18 protein-coding genes are annotated in these 17,660 nt (G+C 64.8%); 15 read left to right on the forward strand and 3 right to left on the reverse strand.

Features of this window, described 5'->3' with window-relative positions; all coding sequences use genetic code 11:
• Positions 1-732, forward strand: coding sequence for a hypothetical protein (locus tag RZE79_RS04045; RefSeq protein ID WP_319359127.1), 732 nt, complete (start codon positions 1-3; stop codon positions 730-732).
• A 9-nt stretch (positions 733-741) separates the two neighbouring features.
• On the opposite strand, the gene RZE79_RS04050 is transcribed toward RZE79_RS04045, so the two are convergent.
• On the reverse strand, positions 742-2,355 hold the full coding sequence (locus RZE79_RS04050; protein ID WP_319359128.1) for an N-6 DNA methylase: 1,614 nt from the start codon (positions 2,353-2,355) through the stop codon (positions 742-744).
• A 567-nt stretch (positions 2,356-2,922) separates the two neighbouring features.
• On the opposite strand from RZE79_RS04050, the gene RZE79_RS04055 reads away from it, so the two are divergent.
• Positions 2,923-3,225: a hypothetical protein gene (locus RZE79_RS04055; protein WP_319359129.1), complete on the forward strand. Its 303-nt coding sequence runs from the start codon at positions 2,923-2,925 to the stop codon at positions 3,223-3,225.
• A gap of 49 nt (positions 3,226-3,274) precedes the next feature.
• On the opposite strand, the gene RZE79_RS04060 is transcribed toward RZE79_RS04055, so the two are convergent.
• A complete protein-coding gene (locus RZE79_RS04060; RefSeq protein ID WP_319359130.1) occupies positions 3,275-4,120 on the reverse strand; it encodes an alpha/beta fold hydrolase in 846 nt (281 codons plus the stop codon).
• A 171-nt stretch (positions 4,121-4,291) separates the two neighbouring features.
• Between RZE79_RS04060 and RZE79_RS04065 the strand changes: the two genes are divergently transcribed.
• The gene (locus tag RZE79_RS04065) at positions 4,292-4,921 is read left to right on the forward strand and encodes a 2-hydroxychromene-2-carboxylate isomerase (RefSeq protein ID WP_319359131.1); all 630 of its coding nucleotides are present in this window, start codon (positions 4,292-4,294) and stop codon (positions 4,919-4,921) included.
• A gap of 28 nt (positions 4,922-4,949) precedes the next feature.
• On the opposite strand, the gene RZE79_RS04070 is transcribed toward RZE79_RS04065, so the two are convergent.
• Positions 4,950-5,861 carry a LysR family transcriptional regulator gene (locus RZE79_RS04070; RefSeq protein WP_192194950.1) on the reverse strand — a complete coding sequence of 304 codons (912 nt, stop codon included), beginning with the start codon at positions 5,859-5,861 and terminating at the stop codon, positions 4,950-4,952.
• A gap of 171 nt (positions 5,862-6,032) precedes the next feature.
• On the opposite strand from RZE79_RS04070, the gene RZE79_RS04075 reads away from it, so the two are divergent.
• The 12 genes from RZE79_RS04075 (at position 6,033) to RZE79_RS04130 (ending at position 17,615) form a co-directional block, all read left to right on the forward strand.
• Positions 6,033-6,698 carry a hydrolase gene (locus RZE79_RS04075; protein ID WP_319359132.1) on the forward strand — a complete coding sequence of 222 codons (666 nt, stop codon included), beginning with the start codon at positions 6,033-6,035 and terminating at the stop codon, positions 6,696-6,698.
• A 34-nt stretch (positions 6,699-6,732) separates the two neighbouring features.
• The gene (locus RZE79_RS04080) at positions 6,733-7,023 is read left to right on the forward strand and encodes a DUF1427 family protein (RefSeq protein WP_319359133.1); all 291 of its coding nucleotides are present in this window, start codon (positions 6,733-6,735) and stop codon (positions 7,021-7,023) included.
• An 89-nt stretch (positions 7,024-7,112) separates the two neighbouring features.
• Complete coding sequence (locus RZE79_RS04085) at positions 7,113-9,011, forward strand: amidohydrolase (RefSeq protein WP_319361085.1); 1,899 nt, start codon at positions 7,113-7,115, stop codon at positions 9,009-9,011.
• An 8-nt stretch (positions 9,012-9,019) separates the two neighbouring features.
• The gene (locus tag RZE79_RS04090; protein WP_319359134.1) at positions 9,020-9,418 is read left to right on the forward strand and encodes a DoxX family protein; all 399 of its coding nucleotides are present in this window, start codon (positions 9,020-9,022) and stop codon (positions 9,416-9,418) included.
• Positions 9,411-10,991, forward strand: coding sequence for an MFS transporter (locus tag RZE79_RS04095; RefSeq protein ID WP_319359135.1), 1,581 nt, complete (start codon positions 9,411-9,413; stop codon positions 10,989-10,991). The genes RZE79_RS04090 and RZE79_RS04095 overlap by 8 nt, the downstream gene beginning before the upstream one ends.
• An 87-nt stretch (positions 10,992-11,078) precedes the next feature.
• Entirely contained in the window at positions 11,079-11,900 is an 822-nt protein-coding gene (locus tag RZE79_RS04100) for an alpha/beta hydrolase (protein WP_319359136.1), read from the forward strand.
• Positions 11,901-11,984: 84 nt separating this feature from the next.
• Positions 11,985-12,869 (forward strand): diaminopimelate epimerase, encoded by an 885-nt coding sequence (gene dapF / locus RZE79_RS04105; protein ID WP_319359137.1) that lies wholly within the window; start codon positions 11,985-11,987, stop codon positions 12,867-12,869.
• Positions 12,866-13,561 carry a DUF484 family protein gene (locus RZE79_RS04110; protein WP_319359138.1) on the forward strand — a complete coding sequence of 232 codons (696 nt, stop codon included), beginning with the start codon at positions 12,866-12,868 and terminating at the stop codon, positions 13,559-13,561. The genes dapF and RZE79_RS04110 overlap by 4 nt, the downstream gene beginning before the upstream one ends.
• Positions 13,558-14,211: a YdcF family protein gene (locus RZE79_RS04115; protein ID WP_319359139.1), complete on the forward strand. Its 654-nt coding sequence runs from the start codon at positions 13,558-13,560 to the stop codon at positions 14,209-14,211. The genes RZE79_RS04110 and RZE79_RS04115 overlap by 4 nt, the downstream gene beginning before the upstream one ends.
• A 44-nt stretch (positions 14,212-14,255) precedes the next feature.
• The gene (locus RZE79_RS04120; RefSeq protein ID WP_319359140.1) at positions 14,256-15,176 is read left to right on the forward strand and encodes a tyrosine recombinase XerC; all 921 of its coding nucleotides are present in this window, start codon (positions 14,256-14,258) and stop codon (positions 15,174-15,176) included.
• A gap of 70 nt (positions 15,177-15,246) precedes the next feature.
• On the forward strand, positions 15,247-16,461 hold the full coding sequence (locus tag RZE79_RS04125; protein WP_319359141.1) for a class I SAM-dependent methyltransferase: 1,215 nt from the start codon (positions 15,247-15,249) through the stop codon (positions 16,459-16,461).
• Positions 16,462-16,562: 101 nt separating this feature from the next.
• Positions 16,563-17,615, forward strand: coding sequence for a GTP-binding protein (locus RZE79_RS04130; RefSeq protein ID WP_153280658.1), 1,053 nt, complete (start codon positions 16,563-16,565; stop codon positions 17,613-17,615).
• Positions 17,616-17,660: the final 45 nt, after the last annotated feature.

The following is a 17,660-nucleotide window of genomic DNA, read 5'->3' on the forward strand; positions in this document are numbered from 1 at the left end:
ATGGTCGAAAATATTGCTGAGCTCTGTCAATTGGAGCGAGACACGCTTAACTGCATTGTCCAACAAGGAGCTTTTGCAAGACTGGGTGAACTGCAAAATGCTGCAAAAAGAGCGCTCGCACTTCTTCCTAAGCAAGGTGGGCCGATGAATTTCAATTTGGGATTCAAATTGAATATTCGTCTGCGCGCTGATGTGAAAGAGAAAAGGATCGAGCGCCGAATAGATATTGGCGCGAGAGTGGATCAGGCTACCAATAAGAGAAATATTAGCAATGCTTCATATAGTTTGATTTTGTGTAAGGGCGCGGAGCCCGCTCGCAGTCCGCTAATTAGAAAGTTCCATTTCGACTACGAGCCTATTGGCTACCGGAACAGTAACGAGCCAAAGCCGAGTGTTCATTTGCAGATATGCGGAAAACTTAGCCCGGCACATCGCGATGCAGGCTATCTCGATCGACATTTGTCGTCTTGGTATCCTGGTTTTGAGAAGCCCAGAATTCCTTTGCCACCAGTTTCGCTAGCGCTTCTTCTTAATTGGATATTCGTAGAATTTCAAAGTGATCCTGCGTCGCATCCTATTTTGATGGCGGATAGATGGAGAAATATCGTTGCCGAAGCCGAACGAAAGGTGTTGCTTCCTTATTACAGGGATGCAGTAAAGTTCTTAGGGGCGGCTACTAACGATAAAAAAAGGTTTTTACAAAATCGCCTTTATGAGATGTCTAGCGACTAATTCCATTTTTTACTGAACTTTCTTTTTCCTTCGCTGCTGAAGATGTGCTAAGGAGGTTTTTATTATTTCAAGCTCGACAGTTGTTAATATGTTGGTTTGCAGAAAAAGAACTTGATCGGCGATATCGATTGCCTCTGTCAGTTTCCCGTTGCGAATTTTATCGTCAAGGGATTTTAATAGCTGCTCGCCTGAAGTGCTTAATTTCTCCGAAATCGAAGGTAAGAGAAGTTTTCGCACATCGCTCGGTTCCAGTTTCATGGCGCCGGCTCCCATTGGTCGAGAGTGACATTCTGCCGACCAGCGAAAAATGGAGCTTACCGAGGCTGCAACGAGTAGAGCATTCCAGCTTTTTTTAATTGTTGTTATTTTGTATAAGCCATTGGCGCAACTTAATTTCCCTGTGTTTGAAATTATTTTTGGCGAGTCGTGACAAAGTGAGCCAATAAACGCGTCAGCAGTGGTTTCATAGCTTGCTAGGTACCAGTGCATCCTTTTGGAGAATGTTGCATTGGCCTCTCTTTTTGCAAGAGGGTATTTTTCCAAGTAGGCGGCGACAGCCTGGGCGCGTGCGGTTTTTGGATGAAACAGATAGGGGAAATGAGGGTCCAATAAATCGCGGTCAGATAACGTCAGTCCTTTTGCCTGTCTTGTGCGTGTTAGCAATGGCTTTAGATGATCTCGTGCGATGCCTAGGAGCTTCCAATCGGCAAGCGGTTTGGCTAAATATTTGGTATCACCTATAACTTCGCCTATTGCAACACTACCTACCTCACCGAGTTGAATGCATAGGCCGGCTTCCTTCAGTTTTTGAACAATTAAGTTCGCCTCTTCGAAATTTTTAGGTGAGACAGAGCTTTCGTTCTTTTGGTCGATGGAGCTCTGTAGATCTTCTATATCCAATGCGGAAAAATATAGAGGTTGGCTGCCTTGCGATGATTGAAACCCCTCGGCAAGCATGATGACTGCGCGCTCATCAGCACCAGAATCACTGAAAAACTGTTGTTGTACTTGAAAGATTCTTATTCTTCTGAATTTTTCGCTCACAGCTTTAATTACGTGCTTCGCATAATCGGAACTCACCGCTGCTGACGGTAAGACAAAAGCCATGCGACCATCTTTTTTTAAGAACGACATCGCGTGGACTAAAAAATATGCCCATAGACTTGCAGTAAGAGGAAATCTGGGGCTATTTTTTTCTCTCCAGTCCGAAACGATTTCTCGTTGAGCCTTGTCCATTCTGTGGTAGGACACGAACGGAGGGTTTGCAATTACGGCGGTGACTTTAAAAGAGCTGGGCGTCGATAGTAAAAAATCAGACTTAAAGAAAGATGAGCTTAAATCTCTTTTTGCAAACAGACCTTTAAGATGAACAAAGGCTTCTGGATCGACGTCGAAGCCCAAAAATTGGGACTCCGGATTTTTTGCATGAAGCTCTTGGAGCCTTTCGATGGCGGAGGATAGGAGCGCACAACCTCCGAAGCTCGGCTCTAAAACTGTATCTGATGGGGTTTGAATCGCCCAAGATGCCAGTATTTTTGCAACGCTTGAAGGGGTGTAATAAATTCCAAGGGCGCGTTGCCGGTCGACGTTTATTTCTTTGGCCACGTGGGTTGTAGAGGACATGCCAGTTTTTTAGTGGGGTGCCAAATCTCAAAATTGCACCGATGGTGCTGAAGCAGGGCTCGGGAATTCTGTAGCTGCGTAGATCGATGCCGAATAATGTTGGGAAGCAATGCCCTTCCGCGAGGGCTTAAGAATGCTGAGCGATAGACGCTGGTCCCATGGTGCTCACGATGAAGACAGGGAAGATAAGCGAAACCAGACGTCCCGGCGCACCGAGGAGTCAGCTGGCTCGAAACTTACTCGGGCCGAACTCCTAGATGAAGTCGCAAGTGTGATGGATGAGCTGATGGATACACTCCGCTCTGTCACACAAACAAAGTGTGATCGGGTTTGGAAGCCCGTCGAACTCTCTGCGACGAAAGCCGCAGATACCGCACATGGTCTGCGGCTTTTTCGTTCGTGCGCCTTTTTAGGCGGCTCGGACGGGAGGGCGCGAGCCCTGCCGGCTTTCGCAAGAGGGTTCCCGGTCTTCCAACCCGTTCGAGCTGCCGCCACCGTTTGGAAGCGGGTGCGTCGGCTGTAGCAAACAGAACCCGCCTGGAGGCCTCTATGGCTGAATCTGCACCTGTGTCCGCGCAAGCAAACGCCTGTCCTATTGCCGTGTTGCCCGCTCTCGACGACCTCGCCCTGCAAGTCTGCGACGACGCCGACAGCCTCAACGGCGTGATGCGCGCCTACACCGCGCTAGAAAAGCTCGTAGACACCAGCGCCCTGAACGACAGCGAAGAGCTCGCCCCCACCCGCACTGAACTGAGCGCCTTGCTGCGCCTGCTCAACGAAGCATTGATGACACGCATCGCCACCGTCAACACCACAGCCGGCGCCGTACGCGATGCGCTGCAAGCGCAGCCCTCGCTCAAGCCGGCCTAGCCCGCAGCAGCCGGCGTGAAGCCTCTGCATCACTGCCGGCCTGCCACTCCTACGCCGCCTTCGGCTCCGGCAACACCGCCGTCAACGCAAAGTCCACCAGCATCAGCCAGGTCTCTTCGAGCCCGGTGATGTTGTGGTGGTCCGAGTTCGACACGGTCTGCACGCTCACGGGCGTGGGCCAGGCGGCGATGAGTTTTTCGGAGCGCTCGTGCGGCACCACGTCGTCCTTCGCGGCGAGCAGCACCTGGGTCTTGGCGGCGACTTCCTTGCTGTGCTCGATGGAGTTGAAGCGGTGCCGCAGCAACAGCGACAGCGGCACGAGCGGAAAGCGCTTCTTGGCAACTTCGAGCAGCGAGTCGTACGGGGTGACGAGCTGCAGGCTTTCGAATTTCTGCTGCGCGACGAGCTGGATGGCGACGCCGGTGCCGAGGCTGCGGCCGACGACGTGCAGGCGCGCATTCGGAAAGGCGCGGCGCAGGTGGTTGGCGAACTGGGCGGCGTCGGCCACGGAGGCGATTTCGGAAGGCGCGCCCTCCGAGTCGGCCACGCCCCGGTAGTTGACCGCCGCAAAGCCGAAGCCCTCGGGCAGCCAGTGCAGCATCTGCGCGGTGGCGCGCACGTCTTCGCCGCGGCCGGCGAAGTAGATGAACAAATCTTGCAGCGCGTCTTCGCCCTGCGGGTGGTACACGTAGCCGCGCACCATGCCGCCCGGCACGGGGTGCGAGTAGGTCGAGAAATCTTCCGACAGATGCACCACGGGCAGCTTGCGGGCGTTGAACAGAATGTGGCCCTGTCGCGTGGCGAGCAGGGTCCAGTAGGCGGCCAGGCTGCCAAGAACGGCGGCCGAGGCCGACAGGGCAATGCGTGCAATCTTGGCTTGGGTCTTCGGCTGCAAATCGGGGCTCCCTGAAAAGTGGCTGCGGTGCATCGCAAGGGCAGGACCCGGCCGGTGCAAAACGCACAACGCGCAAGGGACGTAGTTTCACCGCGTTCGCGAGGCGCTGCGTTGCGAGGTGTATGGCGGTACCGCGCGGCGCGGTGGCCGGGGGCTGAAGATAATCCGGACATGATCGCTCTCGACTGCTACTACAGCCTCTCCTCGCCCTGGGCCTACCTCGGCGGCCCGCAACTGCAAGACATCGTGCGCCGCCACCACGTGCAGCTCACGCTCAAGCCCTACGACTTCCAGGCGGTGGTGCCGCAGACCGGCGGCATTCCGCTGAAGACGCGCCCCGAGCCGCGCCGCACGTACCACGCGCTGGAGCTGTCGCGCTGGCGCGATTACCTCGGCATGCCGATGAACCTGGAACCCGCGCATTACCCGAAGGGCGCGCCGACCGACCCGAACTGGAACAAGTACCCCGGCTGGATGGTGATTGCCGCCCAGCTGCAGGGCCTCGACGCGCAGCCGCTGTCGCACGCCCTGCTGCGCGCGCTGTGGGCCGAGGAGCGCGACACGTCGCAGGCCGACGTGCGCATCGCGATCGCCGACGAAAACGGTTACGACGGTGCGGCGCTGCAGGCGCAGGAGCAGTCGGCCGAGGTGCTGGCCGTGTACCGCGCGAACAGCGCCGACGCGGTCGAAGCGGGCGTGTTCGGCGCGCCCACGTTCATCCTGAACGGCGAGCGCTTCTGGGGGCAAGACCGCCTGGCGTTCCTCGACCGGGCGCTGGACAAGCTGCGCGCCGGCGGCTGAGCGACAGCCTCTTCGTTTTTCTTCTTCCTCAGGCGAACGAGCGCGGCAGCAGCGCGGGAATGAGCGAGCGGTTCAGCCGCTCGCGCCACCAGCGCAGCGCCTGGCCTTGCGCGCCGGTTTTCCACGCGAGCCAGAAGGCTTCGGGCGTGCGCGGTTCCTCGGTCGGCAGCTCGACCAGCGTGCCGCGCGACAGCTCGCCCGCGATGCAGGCGCGCGGCAGAAAGCCGTGGCCCAGCCCGGCGACCTGGCAGGCGACCTTGGCGGCCATCGACGGCACGGTGATGCGCGGCTGCCCGGCCATGAGGCCGACGGTGCGGTCCGACAGGATGCGTGCGGTGTCGCCGACGACGATGGCGTTGCAGTCGATGAGGTCGCCGCGCTGCACGGGGCGCGTCAGCCGCGTGAGCGGGTGGGTGGGTGCGACGCAGAAGGCGAAGTCGAGGTTGCCCACGGCCGCGGTCTGGTAGCCGCCGCCGGCCGGGCCTTCGCCTGCGGCCACCACGATGTCGGCGCGGCCCTCGCGCAGCGCCTCCCAGCTGCCGGTGAGCGCCTCGCAGCCGATGCGCAGCCGCGTGCCGCAGCGCAGGTCTTCAAAGGCGCGGATGTCGCTCATGAAGGCCTCGGTGGGAATGAGCGAGTCGTGCACCAGCCGCAGCTCCGACTCGTAGCCGGTGGCAATCTGCCGCATGCGCGATTCGAGATCGCTCGCGGCGCCGAGCAGCCAGCGGCCCTCCTTGAGCATTTCTTCGCCGGCCCCGGTGAGGGTCACGCGCGGGCCGTTGCGCTCGAACAGCAGCATGCCGAGCTGTTCTTCGAGCTTGCCGACGGCATACGAAATGGTGGAGGGCACCTTGTTCAGCCGCGTGGCGGCGGCGGCAAAGGAGCCGTGCCGCGCGATGGCGTCGACGACCTCGATGGCTTCCAGGGTGAGCTTGAGCACGGGCGTTCCTCGTTAGAAAAGGAATGATCGAAAACTTCGATCATTGATAGTGAAAAGTTTCGTCGAAGGCCCGGGTTCAGGCGCCGATGATTGCGTCCATGCCAAGGGAGATTTCTCCCGGCGGCAATAGTGAATGCAATCGATTATCTAACCAAATCCAGGAGCTTTTCCATGACCAAGCAAGCCACCCCCGTCGCCACCGCCACCGCCGGTTCCCAGCTGCTCACCCCCACCGACCACACGCTGGTGATGATCGACTTCCAGTCGCAGATGGCCTTTGCCACGCACTCGATCGATGCCGTCAACCTGCGCAACAACGCCGCGCTGGTGGCGCAGGCAGCGGCCGGCTTCAAGGTGTCGACCATCCTCACGACCGTGGCCGAGAAGAGTTTTTCGGGCCCGATGTTCAGCGAGATCACCGACGCCTTCCCCGGCCAGAAGATGCTCGACCGCACCTCGATGAACACCTGGGAAGACGCCGCCGTGATCGACCGCGTGAACGAAATCGGCAAGCCGCGCATCGTGCTGGCCGGCCTGTGGACCAGCGTGTGCATCGTGGGCCCGGCGCTGTCGGCGCTCGACCAGGGCTTCGAGGTGTACGTGATTGCCGACGCCAGCGGCGACGTGTCGGCCGAGGCGCACAACCGCGCGATGGAGCGCATGGTGCAGGCCGGCGCGCGGCCGATGACCTCGCTGCAGTACCTGCTGGAGCTGCAGCGCGACTGGGCGCGTGGCGACACGTACGAGCTGACGACCGGCATTGCGAAGAAGGTGGGCGGCGCCTACGGTCTCGGCGTGACCTACGCGAAGACGATGTTCGGCGCCCACGAAGGCTGAGCGCGCGAAGAAAGAACGAAAGAGAGCGTCGGCCATGAAGACCTATGTCGTTTCCCTTGCACTCGGCCTGCTGGTCGGCGTGATCTACGCGCTCTTCCAGGTGCGCTCGCCGGCGCCGCCGGTGATCGCCCTGGTGGGCCTGCTGGGCATCCTGCTGGGCGAGCAGATTCCGCCGCTGGTGCGGCAGGTGTTCGAGCGGCCGGCCGCCACTTCGTGGCTGCATCACCAGGTCAAGCCGCACGTGTTCGGCGAGCTGCCAACGTGCGTGCAGCCCGACGCGGTGAAGACCGCCGCCGCCCGCGCAACGGACCGGAGCGACGCATGAGCGCGCAAGACCCGCAACGTCGCCAATTTCTCGGTACGCTCGGCGCCCTCGGCGCTTTTGCAGCCACTTCCCTCGCACCCGCATCGACCATGGCCCACACCGAAAACTCCACCCCCGACCTCATCCTGCGCAACGGTCGCTTCACCACGCTGGACCGTGCCAATCCCACGGCCGACGCGGTGGCGATCAAGGACGGCCGCTTCACCCGCGTGGGCCGCGCCGAAGACGTGCTGCCGCTGGCCGGCAGCCACACCCGCGTGATCGACCTGCAGGGCAAGCGCGTGCTGCCGGGGCTCATCGACAACCACCTGCACATCATTCGCGGCGGGCTGAACTACAACATGGAGCTGCGCTGGGACGGCGTGAAGAGCCTGGCCGATGCGATGGGCATGCTCAAGCGCCAGGTGGCGATCACGCCCGCGCCGCAGTGGGTGCGCGTGGTGGGCGGTTTCACCGAGCACCAGTTCGTCGAGAAGCGCCTGCCGACCCTGGCCGAGCTGAACGCGGTGGCGCCCGACACGCCGGTGTTCATCCTGCACCTGTACGACCGCGCGCTGCTCAACGGCGCCGCGCTGCGCGCCGTGGGCTACACCAAGGACACGCCCGCGCCGCCCGGCGGCGAAATCGTGCGCGACAGCGCCGGCAACCCGACCGGCCTGCTGCTGGCCAAGCCGAACGCGGCCATCCTCTACGCCACGCTGGCCAAGGGGCCGAAGCTGCCGTTCGACTACCAGCTCAACTCCACGCGCCACTTCATGCGCGAGCTCAACCGCCTGGGCGTGACCGGCGCCATCGACGCGGGCGGCGGCAACCAGAACTTCCCCGACGACTACGAAGTGATCCGCAAGCTGCACGACGACGGGCAGCTCACGATCCGCCTGGCCTACAACCTCTTCACGCAGAAGCCCAAGGCCGAGAAGGACGACTTCCTGAACTGGACGGCCAACTCGACTTACAAGCAGGGCGACGACTACTTCCGCCACAACGGCGCAGGCGAGATGCTGGTGTTCTCGGCGGCCGACTTCGAAGACTTTCGCCAGCCGCGCCCCGAGATGGCGCCCGAGATGGAAGGCGACCTCGAAGGCGTGGTGCGCATCCTGGCGCAGAACCGCTGGCCCTGGCGCATGCACGCGACCTACGACGAAACCATCAGCCGTTCGCTCGACGTGTTCGAGAAGGTCAACAAGGACACGCCGCTCGCCGGCCTGAACTGGTTCTTCGACCATGCCGAGACGATTTCCGAAAAGTCGATGGACCGCATCGCCGCGCTCGGCGGCGGCGTGGCGGTGCAGCACCGCATGGCCTACCAGGGCGAATACTTCGTCGAGCGCTACGGCCCCGGCGCGGCCGAGGCCACGCCGCCCGTGAAGCGCATGCTCGAGCGCGGCCTGAAGGTCTCGGCCGGCACCGACGCGACGCGCGTGGCCTCGTACAACCCGTGGGTGTCGCTGTCGTGGCTGGTCACGGGCAAGACGGTGGGCGGCATGCAGCTGTACCCGCAGCGCAACTGCCTGGACCGCGAGGCCGCGCTGCGCATGTGGACCGAGAACGTCACCTGGTTCTCGAACGAAGAAGGCAAGAAGGGCCGCATCGAGGCCGGCCAGCTCGCCGACCTGGTGGTGCCCGACCGCGATTTCTTCGCCTGCGCCGAATCGGAAATTGCCGACACGACCGCGCTGCTCACGATGGTGGGCGGCAAGGTGGTCTACGGCGCCGGCCCGTTCGCCCCGCACGACGAAGGCGGCGTGCCGCCCGCCATGCCCGACTGGTCGCCCGCGCGCACCTTCGGCGGCTACGCCGGCTGGGCCGACAAGGCCGAAGGCGCACCGTTGCAGAAGGTGATGCGCAACGCCGCGATGTCCTGCGCCTGCGCCAACGACTGCAACGTGCACGGCCACCAGCACGCGACGGCATGGAGCAGCAAGTTGCCCATCGCCGACCTGAAGAGCTTCTGGGGCGCGCTGGGTTGCGCCTGCTGGGCGGTGTGATGAAGACGATGCACTGGACCCTTTCGCCCGCTGTGCGCTGGATCGCCTTGCTGCTGCTGTGCGCGGCCTACCTGCAGGGCGGCCTGAACAAGGCGATGGACTTCGACGCCGCCATCGGCGAGATGAACCATTTCGGCCTGTTGCCCGCCGGCCCGCTGGCCGTGGCGGTGATCGTGCTGGAGCTGGGTGCCGCGGCGTTCATCCTCATCGGCTTCTGGCGCTGGCTCGGCGCGCTCGCACTGGGCGGCTTCACGCTGATGGCGACTTTTGTCGCGCTGCGTTTCTGGGAGATGCCCGTCGGGCACGAACGCTTCATGGCCGCGAACTCCTTCTTCGAACACCTGGGCCTGGTCGGCGGCTTCGTGCTGGTCGCCTGGCTCGACCTCAAGGAGCGCCACGATGACTGAGCCTCAAAAGTCTGCCGGCGCTTTTGCACCGCTGCGCCAGCCGGTCTTCGCGGTGCTGTGGGGCGCCACGGTGCTGGGCAACATCGGCAGCTTCATGCGCGACGTGGCCAGCTCGTGGCTGGTGACCGACCTGTCGGCCAGCCCGACGGCGGTGGCGCTGATCCAGACGGCGGCGACGCTGCCGATCTTCCTGCTGGCGATTCCGGCGGGCGTGCTGTCGGACATCCTCGACCGGCGGCGCTTCCTGATCTTCGTGCAGGTGCTGCTGGCCGCGGTGAGCGGCACGCTGCTGGTGCTGTCGCACACGGGCACGCTCACGGTCGAGTACCTGATTGCGCTGACCTTCGTGGGCGGCATCGGCGCGGCGCTCATGGGGCCGACCTGGCAGTCGATCGTGCCGGAGCTGGTGCCGCGCAGTGAACTGAAGGGCGCGGTGGCGCTCAACTCGCTGGGCATCAACATCGCGCGTTCCATCGGGCCGGCGGCGGGCGGGCTGATCCTCGCGAGCTTCGGCGCGGCGGCCACCTACGGGCTCGACGTGCTGAGCTATGTGTTCGTGATCGCGGCACTGCTGTGGTGGAAGCGCCCGGCGGCGGTCGACAGCGGGCTGTCCGAGAACTTCTTCGGCGCCTTCCGTGCGGGCATCCGCTACACGCGGGCCAGCAAGGAACTGCATGTGGTGCTGCTGCGCGCGGCGGTGTTCTTCCTGTTCGCCAGTTCGGTGTGGGCCCTGCTGCCGCTGGTGGCGCGCCAGATGCTCGGCGGCACGGCGAGCTTCTACGGCATCCTGCTCGGCGCGGTGGGCGCGGGCGCCATCGGCGGCGCGCTGGTGATGCCGCGGCTGCGCGCGCGGCTCGATGCCGACGGCATGCTGTTGCTGGCTTCGCTGCTCACGGCCGCGGTGATGGGCGGCCTGGTGTTCGCGCCGCCGCAATGGCTCGCGGTGCTGATGTTGCTGGTGCTGGGCCTGGGCTGGATCATTGCGCTGACCACGCTCAACGGGGTGGCGCAGTCGATCCTGCCGAACTGGGTGCGCGGGCGCGGGCTGGCCGTGTACCTCACGGTGTTCAACGGCGCGATGGCGGCCGGCAGCCTGGGCTGGGGCCTGATTGCGCAGCAGATCGGCGTGCCGGCCACGCTGGTGGCGGGCGCGGTGGGGCTCGTGGTGATGGGGCTGGTGTTCCATCGCGTGCGGCTGCCCGCCGGCGAGGCCGACCTGCAGGCCTCGAACCACTGGCCCGAACCGCTGCTGGCCGAGCCGGTGGCGCACGACCGCGGGCCCGTGATGATCCAGGTCGAGTACCGCATCCGCAAGGAAGACCGTCCGGCGTTCCTTGATGCGATGAAGCGGCTGTCGCTCGAGCGCCGCCGCGATGGCGCCTACGCCTGGGGCGTGCAGGAGCACACGACCGACGCCGAGCGCGTGATGGAGTGGTTCCTCGTCGAATCGTGGGCCGAGCACCTGCGCCAGCACCACCGCGTGTCGCAGGCCGATGCCGACCTGCAGGCCGAGGCGCTGCGCTTTCACATCGGCCCGGGCAAGCCCGAGGTGCATCACTTTTTAGCGCTCTGATGTTTTGGCTCTGAGCGGCGCGGATCCTGCTTGTCTGCGCGCTCCTTTTTTTCGCGCTCCTTTTCTCAACCAACCCAAGGAAAAACCATGACAACACTGACCCTTCGCGACGGCACCGAGCTCTACTACAAGGACTGGGGCAGCGGCCAGCCGATTCTTTTCAGCCACGGCTGGCCGCTGAGCGCCGACATGTGGGACGCCCAGATGTTGTTCTTCGCCGAGCGCGGCTACCGCGTCATCGCGTTCGACCGCCGCGGTTTCGGCCGGTCGAGCCAGCCCTGGACCGGCTACGACTACGACACCTTCGCCGACGACATCGCCGAGCTCATCGAAACGCTCGACCTGAAGGACGTGATCCTGGCGGGCTTCTCGATGGGCGGCGGCGACGTCACGCGCTACATCGCGCGCAAGGGCAGCGCCCGCGTGGCCAAGCTCGCGCTCATCAGCGCGGTGACGCCGCTGTTCATGAAGACGGCCGACCATCCCGTGGGCCCCGAGGCCTCGCTGTTCGCGGGCATCCGCGCCGGGCTGGCCGCCGACCGGCCGCAGTTCCTCGACGACTTCAGCACGCTGTTCTACGGCACCAACCGCCCGGGCGCGAAGGTGTCGCAGGGCGTGTTCAAGCAGACGCTGCAGATCGCGCTGCAGGCCTCGATCAAGGCCACCATCGACTGCGTGACGGCGTTCTCCGAGACCGACTTCCGCCCCGACATGGCGAAGATCGACGTGCCCACGCTCGTGATCCACGGCGACGACGACCAGGTCGTGCCCTTCGAGGCGACCGGCAAGCTGGCGGCCGAAATGATCCAGGGCAGCCAGCTCAAGGTGTACGCCGGCGCGCCGCACGCCACCTGCACCACGCACGCGGCGCAGGTCAACGCCGACCTGCTGGCGTTCATCCAGGGCTGAGGCCACTGAGACGGGTGTGCCGAAAGGGCCGCATGCTGCGGCCCTTCCGGCGCGAAGGGCGGCGCCGGTGGCGATAATCCGGCGATGCGAATCCGCTTTACCAAGATGCAGGGAGCCGGCAACGATTTCGTCGTGCTCGACGAAACGCGCGGCACGCTGGGCCTCAGCGCCGCGCAGTACCGCTTCCTGGCCGACCGCCATTTCGGCGTCGGCGCCGACCAGATCCTCACGGTGCGCCCGTCGCCCGCTGCAGGCATCGACTTCCAGTACGTGATCCACAACGCCGACGGCGGCGAGGTGGAGCAGTGCGGCAACGGGGCGCGCTGTTTCATGCGCTTCGTGAGCGAGCACGGCCTGACCGACAAGAAAGACGTGCGCGTGCAGACGCTGGCCGGCGTGATCGAGCCGCGCATGGGCGACGACGGCCGCGTGACGGTCGACATGGGCGCCCCGGTCTTCGAACCGGCGCGCGTGCCCTTCGACACGGCCGGGCTCGACCCGCAGCCCGAAGGCGCGTGGCAGAAGTGGCACCTCGCCTTGGGCACCCGGGCCGGCAGCGCTATCGTTTCGGTCGCTGTGCTGTCGATGGGCAACCCGCACGCGGTGCAGGTGGTCGACAACGTCGACACGGCGCCGGTGGCCGAGCAGGGCCCGCAGATCGAGCACCACCCGCGTTTTCCGCAGCGCGTGAACGCAGGCTTCATGCAGGTTCTCGACCGGTCGAATATCAAGCTGCGGGTGTTCGAGCGCGGCGCCGGCGAAACGCTGGCCTGCGGCACGGGCGCCTGCGCGGCGGTGGTGGCGGGCATTCGCCTGGGGCTGCTGGACTCCCGCGTCGACGTGCAGACGCACGGCGGCATTCTCACGATCGAGTGGCAGGGCGACGGCCGGCCGGTGCTCATGACAGGACCGGCCACGACGGTGTTCGAGGGCGAGATCGACGTGCCCGACATTTCGGAACAGCCATGACCCCATTCACCCACGACAACAACGCCATGAACCCGATCACCGAAGACGACATCGCGAACTACCTGTCGAACACGCCCGACTTCTTCGAGCGCCACGCCCAGTTGCTGGCGCAGGTGCAGCTCACCAGCCCGCACGGCAACCGCGCCGTGAGCCTGCAGGAGCGCCAGGCCGAGATGCTGCGCGAGAAGATCAAGGCGCTGGAGCACCGCCTGATGGACATGGTGCGCCACGGCACCGAAAACGTCGTCATCGCCGACCGCCTGCAGCGCTGGACCAAGGGCCTCTTGACCACGCGCGACCCGCGCAGCCTGCCGTACCGCATCGCGGTCGACCTGCAGTCGCTGTTCCTGGTGCCGCAAACGGCCATCAAGGTGTGGGACTGCGGCACCGAGTACCTGAACGAAGCCTATGCCCAGTGGGTGAGCGACGACGTGAAGGCGCTGGCCACTTCGCTCACCTCGCCGTACTGCGGGCTCAACTCGGGCTTCGAGGCGGCGAACTGGCTGCCCGAGCCGACCGGCGCCGCGTCGATCGCGCTGATTCCGCTGCGTGCCGACGCCGAATCGCCGGCCTTCGGCCTGCTGGTGCTGGCCTCGCCGGACGCGCAGCGTTTCAACGCCGAAATGGGCACGGACTTTCTCGAGCGCATCGCCGAGCTGTCGTCGGGCGCGCTGTCGCGGCTGCGCCCTTGAGCGGTCCCAGCCGTCCCGCGCGACGCGGGTGGCGCCGCCGGCCCTGGCTGGCCGGCCTGTGCGTGGTCTTGCTGGCCGGCGTGCTCACGTATGTCGCCATCGCGGGCGTGATCTGGCAGCGCGCCGAAGCCTCGCTGGCCGGTCCGCTGCCGCGCGCGGCCGACGTGGCGCTGGTGCTGGGCAACCGTGCCTACCTCGACGGCAGGCCCAACCCCTGCCTCACGGGCCGGGTCGACCAGGGCATCGTGCTGGCGCGCGCCGGTCGTGTGCAGACGCTGGTGTTCTCGGGCGGCGTCGATGTCGAAGACGGCCGCATCGAAGCCGAGGTGATGCGCGACCACGCCACGGCCGAGGGCTACACGGGGCCGATGGTGCTGGAGTCGGTGTCGTCGTCCACGCGCGCCAACCTGTCGCTGTCGCGCACGCTGCTGGAGGCCAACGGCGTGCGCAGCGTGATCATCGTGTCGGAGCCGTACCACCTGTGGCGCATCGAGCGCCTGGTGCGTGCCAGCGGTTTCGACCAGGCCTTCGACGTGCAGTACGCCGCCGCGCCCACCTCGTGCTGGCGCCGCTGGGGCATGCTGTTCAAGGGCGCATTGCGTGAGCCCGCGGCCATCGTGAACAATGCCTCCCTGGGCTATCTGTTCTAGTTCCAGCTAGCGGGCCCGGGCGCCGCACGGAGCACGACGACACCATGGAATGGATCGACAAATACCTCGAACACGTGCGCGTGGAGCGTCGGCTCGCGCCGCGCACGGTCGAGCTGTATGCCTTCCACCTGCGCGCGCTGACCGACCACGCGGCCGAGGCCAACCTGCCGCTGGACCGCGTGCAGACGGCCCACATCCGCCGCTGGATGGCGCAGCTGCACAGCGCCGGGCGCGAGCCGCGCGGCATTGCGCTGGTGCTGTCGTGCTGGCGCAGTTTCTACCGCTGGCTCGGCCATGAAGGGCTGATCGGCTTCAACCCGGTGCAGGACGTGCACGCGCCCAAGGCGGGCCGGCCGCTGCCGAAGGCGCTGGGCGTGGACGACGCGGTGCGCCTGGCCGAGCTGTACGACCCCGAAGCCGACCCCTGGACCGAAGCGCGCGACGGCGCCATCGTCGAAGTGCTCTATGGCTGCGGCCTGCGCGTGAGCGAGCTCACGGGGCTCGATGCACAGGCCAGCGGCACGGCACGCGGCTGGGTCGATCTCGATGCGATGGAAGCCCATGTGCTCGGCAAGGGCAGCAAGCGGCGCAGCGTGCCCGTGGGCAGCAAGGCGGCCGAGGCGCTGCGCGACTGGCTCGCAGTGCGCGGCGAGCGCCAGGAGCCGGCGCTGTTCGTGAGTGCGCGCGGCGCGCGCATGTCGTCGCAGGGGGTGTGGAAGCTGCTGCGCGAGCGCAGCCTGAAGGCGGGCCTGGCCGCGCCGGTGCATCCGCACATGCTGCGCCACTCGTTCGCGAGCCACGTGCTGCAGTCGAGCAGCGACCTGCGCGCGGTGCAGGAGCTGCTGGGCCATGCCAACATCGCGACCACGCAGGTCTACACGCGGCTGGATTTTCAGCACCTGGCCAAGGTCTACGACGCGGCGCATCCGCGCGCCAAGGCCCGGCCGGACAAGGATGGCAAGTAGCCACCGCCCACCGCCTGCATCGTTTGTTTTCGTTTTTTATTTCTTCTTTCATTCCTTCCTCCGTTCTCCCATGAAAACCCTTCGCCTCAAGCCGGGCAAGGAGCGCTCGCTCCAACGCCGCCATCCCTGGGTCTTCGAATCCGCCATTGCGCGCGGCGGCGCGGACTCGGGGGAAACAGTGCGCGTGGAGTCGCACGACGGCAACTTCCTTGCGTGGGCGGCCTTCGGCCCCACGTCCAAGATCCGGGCGCGGGCCTGGAGCTTTGATGAGAAGCAGCGCATCGACGCTGCTTTTTTTTCCACGGTCTGCGCGCGCGCGGTGCATGCGCGCGGCCTGTTCGACCTGCAGAGCGACGGCGTGCGGCTGGTGCACGGCGAGGCCGACGGCCTGCCGGGGCTGATCGTCGACCGCTACGGCGACACGCTGGTGGCGCAGTTTCTGTCGGCCGGCGTGGAGCGCTGGAAAGACGTGCTGGCCGATGCGCTGCTCGAGGCCACGGGCCTGACCAAGCTCTATGAACGCTCCGACGCCAGCGGCCGCGAACGCGAGGGCCTGAAGCCGGTCACGGGCTGGCTGCGCGGCGAGGGCGAGACCCAGATCACCATCCGCGAGCACGACTGGCAACTGTCGCTCGACATCGCCACCGGCCACAAGACCGGCTTCTACCTCGACCAGCGCGACAGCCGCCAGCGCTTTGCCGAGCTGGCGCAGCACCGTCGCTTTCGGCGCGTGCTCAACTGCTTTTGCTACACGGGCGGCTTCACCGTGGCGGCGCTCGCGGGCCTGAAGGCGGCCGGGGCGCTCGAGGGGGCTTCGCTGGTGTCGGTCGATTCGTCCAAGCCCGCACTCGACCGGGCCCGTGCGCACCTGGCGCTGAACGGCTTCGAGGGGCAGGGCATTGCCACGGAGTTTCTCGATGCCAACGTGAACACGGTGCTGCGCGAGTTCATCGACCAGGGCCGCACCTTCGATGCCATCGTGCTCGACCCGCCGAAGTTCGCGCCCACGGTGCTGCACGCCGAGCGCGCCGCGCGCGCCTACAAGGACATCAACCGCCTCGCGCTCAAGCTGCTGGAGCCGGGCGGCGTGCTGCTCACGTTTTCGTGCTCGGGCGGCATCAGCGCCGACCTGTTCCACAAGATCGTGGCCTCGGCCGGGCTCGACGCGGGCGTGGACGGTTACATCGCCGAACGCCTGGGCGCCTCGCCCGACCACCCGATGACCATCGAGTTTCCGGAAGGGGAGTACCTGAAGGGGCTGGTGGTGGTCAGAAAGCCGTTGTGAACCGGGGCTTGACCCCATCGGCAACGCAACTCAGTGGCATTGGCTAAACTGCCCGCCAATCCCCCGCCTTTTTCTGTTTTCCGCTTCCGGAGCACTTTTCCATGGCCCTCATTCCCGCGACCATCCTGACCGGCTTTCTCGGCTCGGGCAAAACCACGCTGCTCAAGCGCATCCTGACCGAGGCCCACGGCCAGAAGATCGCGGTCATCGAGAACGAGTTCGGTGAAGAGAACATCGACAGCGACATCCTCGTGACCGAGTCGAAGGAGCAGATCATCCAGATGAGCAACGGCTGCGTCTGCTGCACCATCCGCGAAGACCTGCGCGAGGCGCTGCAGCTGCTGGCCGCCAAGAAGCGCCAGGGCCTGCTCGACTTCGACCGCGTGGTGATCGAGACCACCGGCCTGGCCGACCCCGGCCCTGTGGCGCAAACCTTCTTCATGGACGACGAGATCGCCGAGAGCTACCTGCTCGACTCGATCCTCACGCTGGTGGATGCCAAGCACGCGCCGCAGCAGCTCAATGACCGCCAGGAAGCGCGCCGCCAGGTGGGCTTTGCCGACCAGATCTTCATCAGCAAGAGCGAGCTGGTGTCGGCCGAAGAGACCGACGCGCTCATTCACCGCCTGAAGCACATGAACCCGCGCGCGCCGCAGCAGAAGGCGCACTTCGGCGACGTGCCGCTGAAGGACATCTTCGACCTGCGCGGCTTCAACCTGAACGCCAAGCTGGACATCGACCCGGACTTCCTGAAGGAAGACGACCACGATCACCATGACCATGACCACGCGCATGGCGAGGCGTGCGACCACCCCTCGCACAAGCACGAAGGCCACGGCCACCATCACCACACCGACGACGACGTGAAGAGCTTCGTCTACAAGGCCGACCGGCCTTTCGACCCGGCCAAGCTCGAAGACTTTCTGGGCGCCATCGTGAACATCTACGGCCCGCGCATGCTGCGCTACAAGGGCGTGCTGAACATGAAGGGCACCGAGCGCAAGGTGATCTTCCAGGGCGTGCACCAGCTCATGGGCAGCGACCTGGGCCCGGAGTGGGGCAAGGACGAGAACCGCCAGAGCCGCATGGTGTTCATCGGCATCGAGCTGCCGCGCGAAATTCTGGAACAGGGCTTGGAGCAGTGCCTGGTCTGAAGCCCTGAATGACTTGCTCCTTCCCCCGCTGGGGGAAGGTAGGGA

The organism is Variovorax sp. EBFNA2 (assembly GCF_033802765.1).
Classification (GTDB): Bacteria; Pseudomonadota; Gammaproteobacteria; order Burkholderiales; family Burkholderiaceae_C; genus Variovorax; species Variovorax paradoxus_H.

Bases quoted from the DNA above. Each gene is read 5' to 3' on its own strand.
- RZE79_RS04045 (WP_319359127.1), top strand. From the start codon at position 1: ATGGTCGAAAATATTGCTGAGCTCTGTCAATTGGAGCGAGACACGCTT.
- RZE79_RS04050 (WP_319359128.1), bottom strand. From the start codon at position 2,355: ATGTCCTCTACAACCCACGTGGCCAAAGAAATAAACGTCGACCGGCAA.
- RZE79_RS04065 (WP_319359131.1), top strand. From the start codon at position 4,292: ATGATCGCTCTCGACTGCTACTACAGCCTCTCCTCGCCCTGGGCCTAC.
- RZE79_RS04075 (WP_319359132.1), top strand. From the start codon at position 6,033: ATGACCAAGCAAGCCACCCCCGTCGCCACCGCCACCGCCGGTTCCCAG.
- RZE79_RS04080 (WP_319359133.1), top strand. From the start codon at position 6,733: ATGAAGACCTATGTCGTTTCCCTTGCACTCGGCCTGCTGGTCGGCGTG.
- RZE79_RS04085 (WP_319361085.1), top strand. From the start codon at position 7,113: ATGGCCCACACCGAAAACTCCACCCCCGACCTCATCCTGCGCAACGGT.
- RZE79_RS04090 (WP_319359134.1), top strand. From the start codon at position 9,020: ATGCACTGGACCCTTTCGCCCGCTGTGCGCTGGATCGCCTTGCTGCTG.
- RZE79_RS04095 (WP_319359135.1), top strand. From the start codon at position 9,411: ATGACTGAGCCTCAAAAGTCTGCCGGCGCTTTTGCACCGCTGCGCCAG.
- RZE79_RS04100 (WP_319359136.1), top strand. From the start codon at position 11,079: ATGACAACACTGACCCTTCGCGACGGCACCGAGCTCTACTACAAGGAC.
- dapF (WP_319359137.1), top strand. From the start codon at position 11,985: ATGCGAATCCGCTTTACCAAGATGCAGGGAGCCGGCAACGATTTCGTC.
- RZE79_RS04110 (WP_319359138.1), top strand. From the start codon at position 12,866: ATGACCCCATTCACCCACGACAACAACGCCATGAACCCGATCACCGAA.
- RZE79_RS04120 (WP_319359140.1), top strand. From the start codon at position 14,256: ATGGAATGGATCGACAAATACCTCGAACACGTGCGCGTGGAGCGTCGG.
- RZE79_RS04125 (WP_319359141.1), top strand. From the start codon at position 15,247: ATGAAAACCCTTCGCCTCAAGCCGGGCAAGGAGCGCTCGCTCCAACGC.
- RZE79_RS04130 (WP_153280658.1), top strand. From the start codon at position 16,563: ATGGCCCTCATTCCCGCGACCATCCTGACCGGCTTTCTCGGCTCGGGC.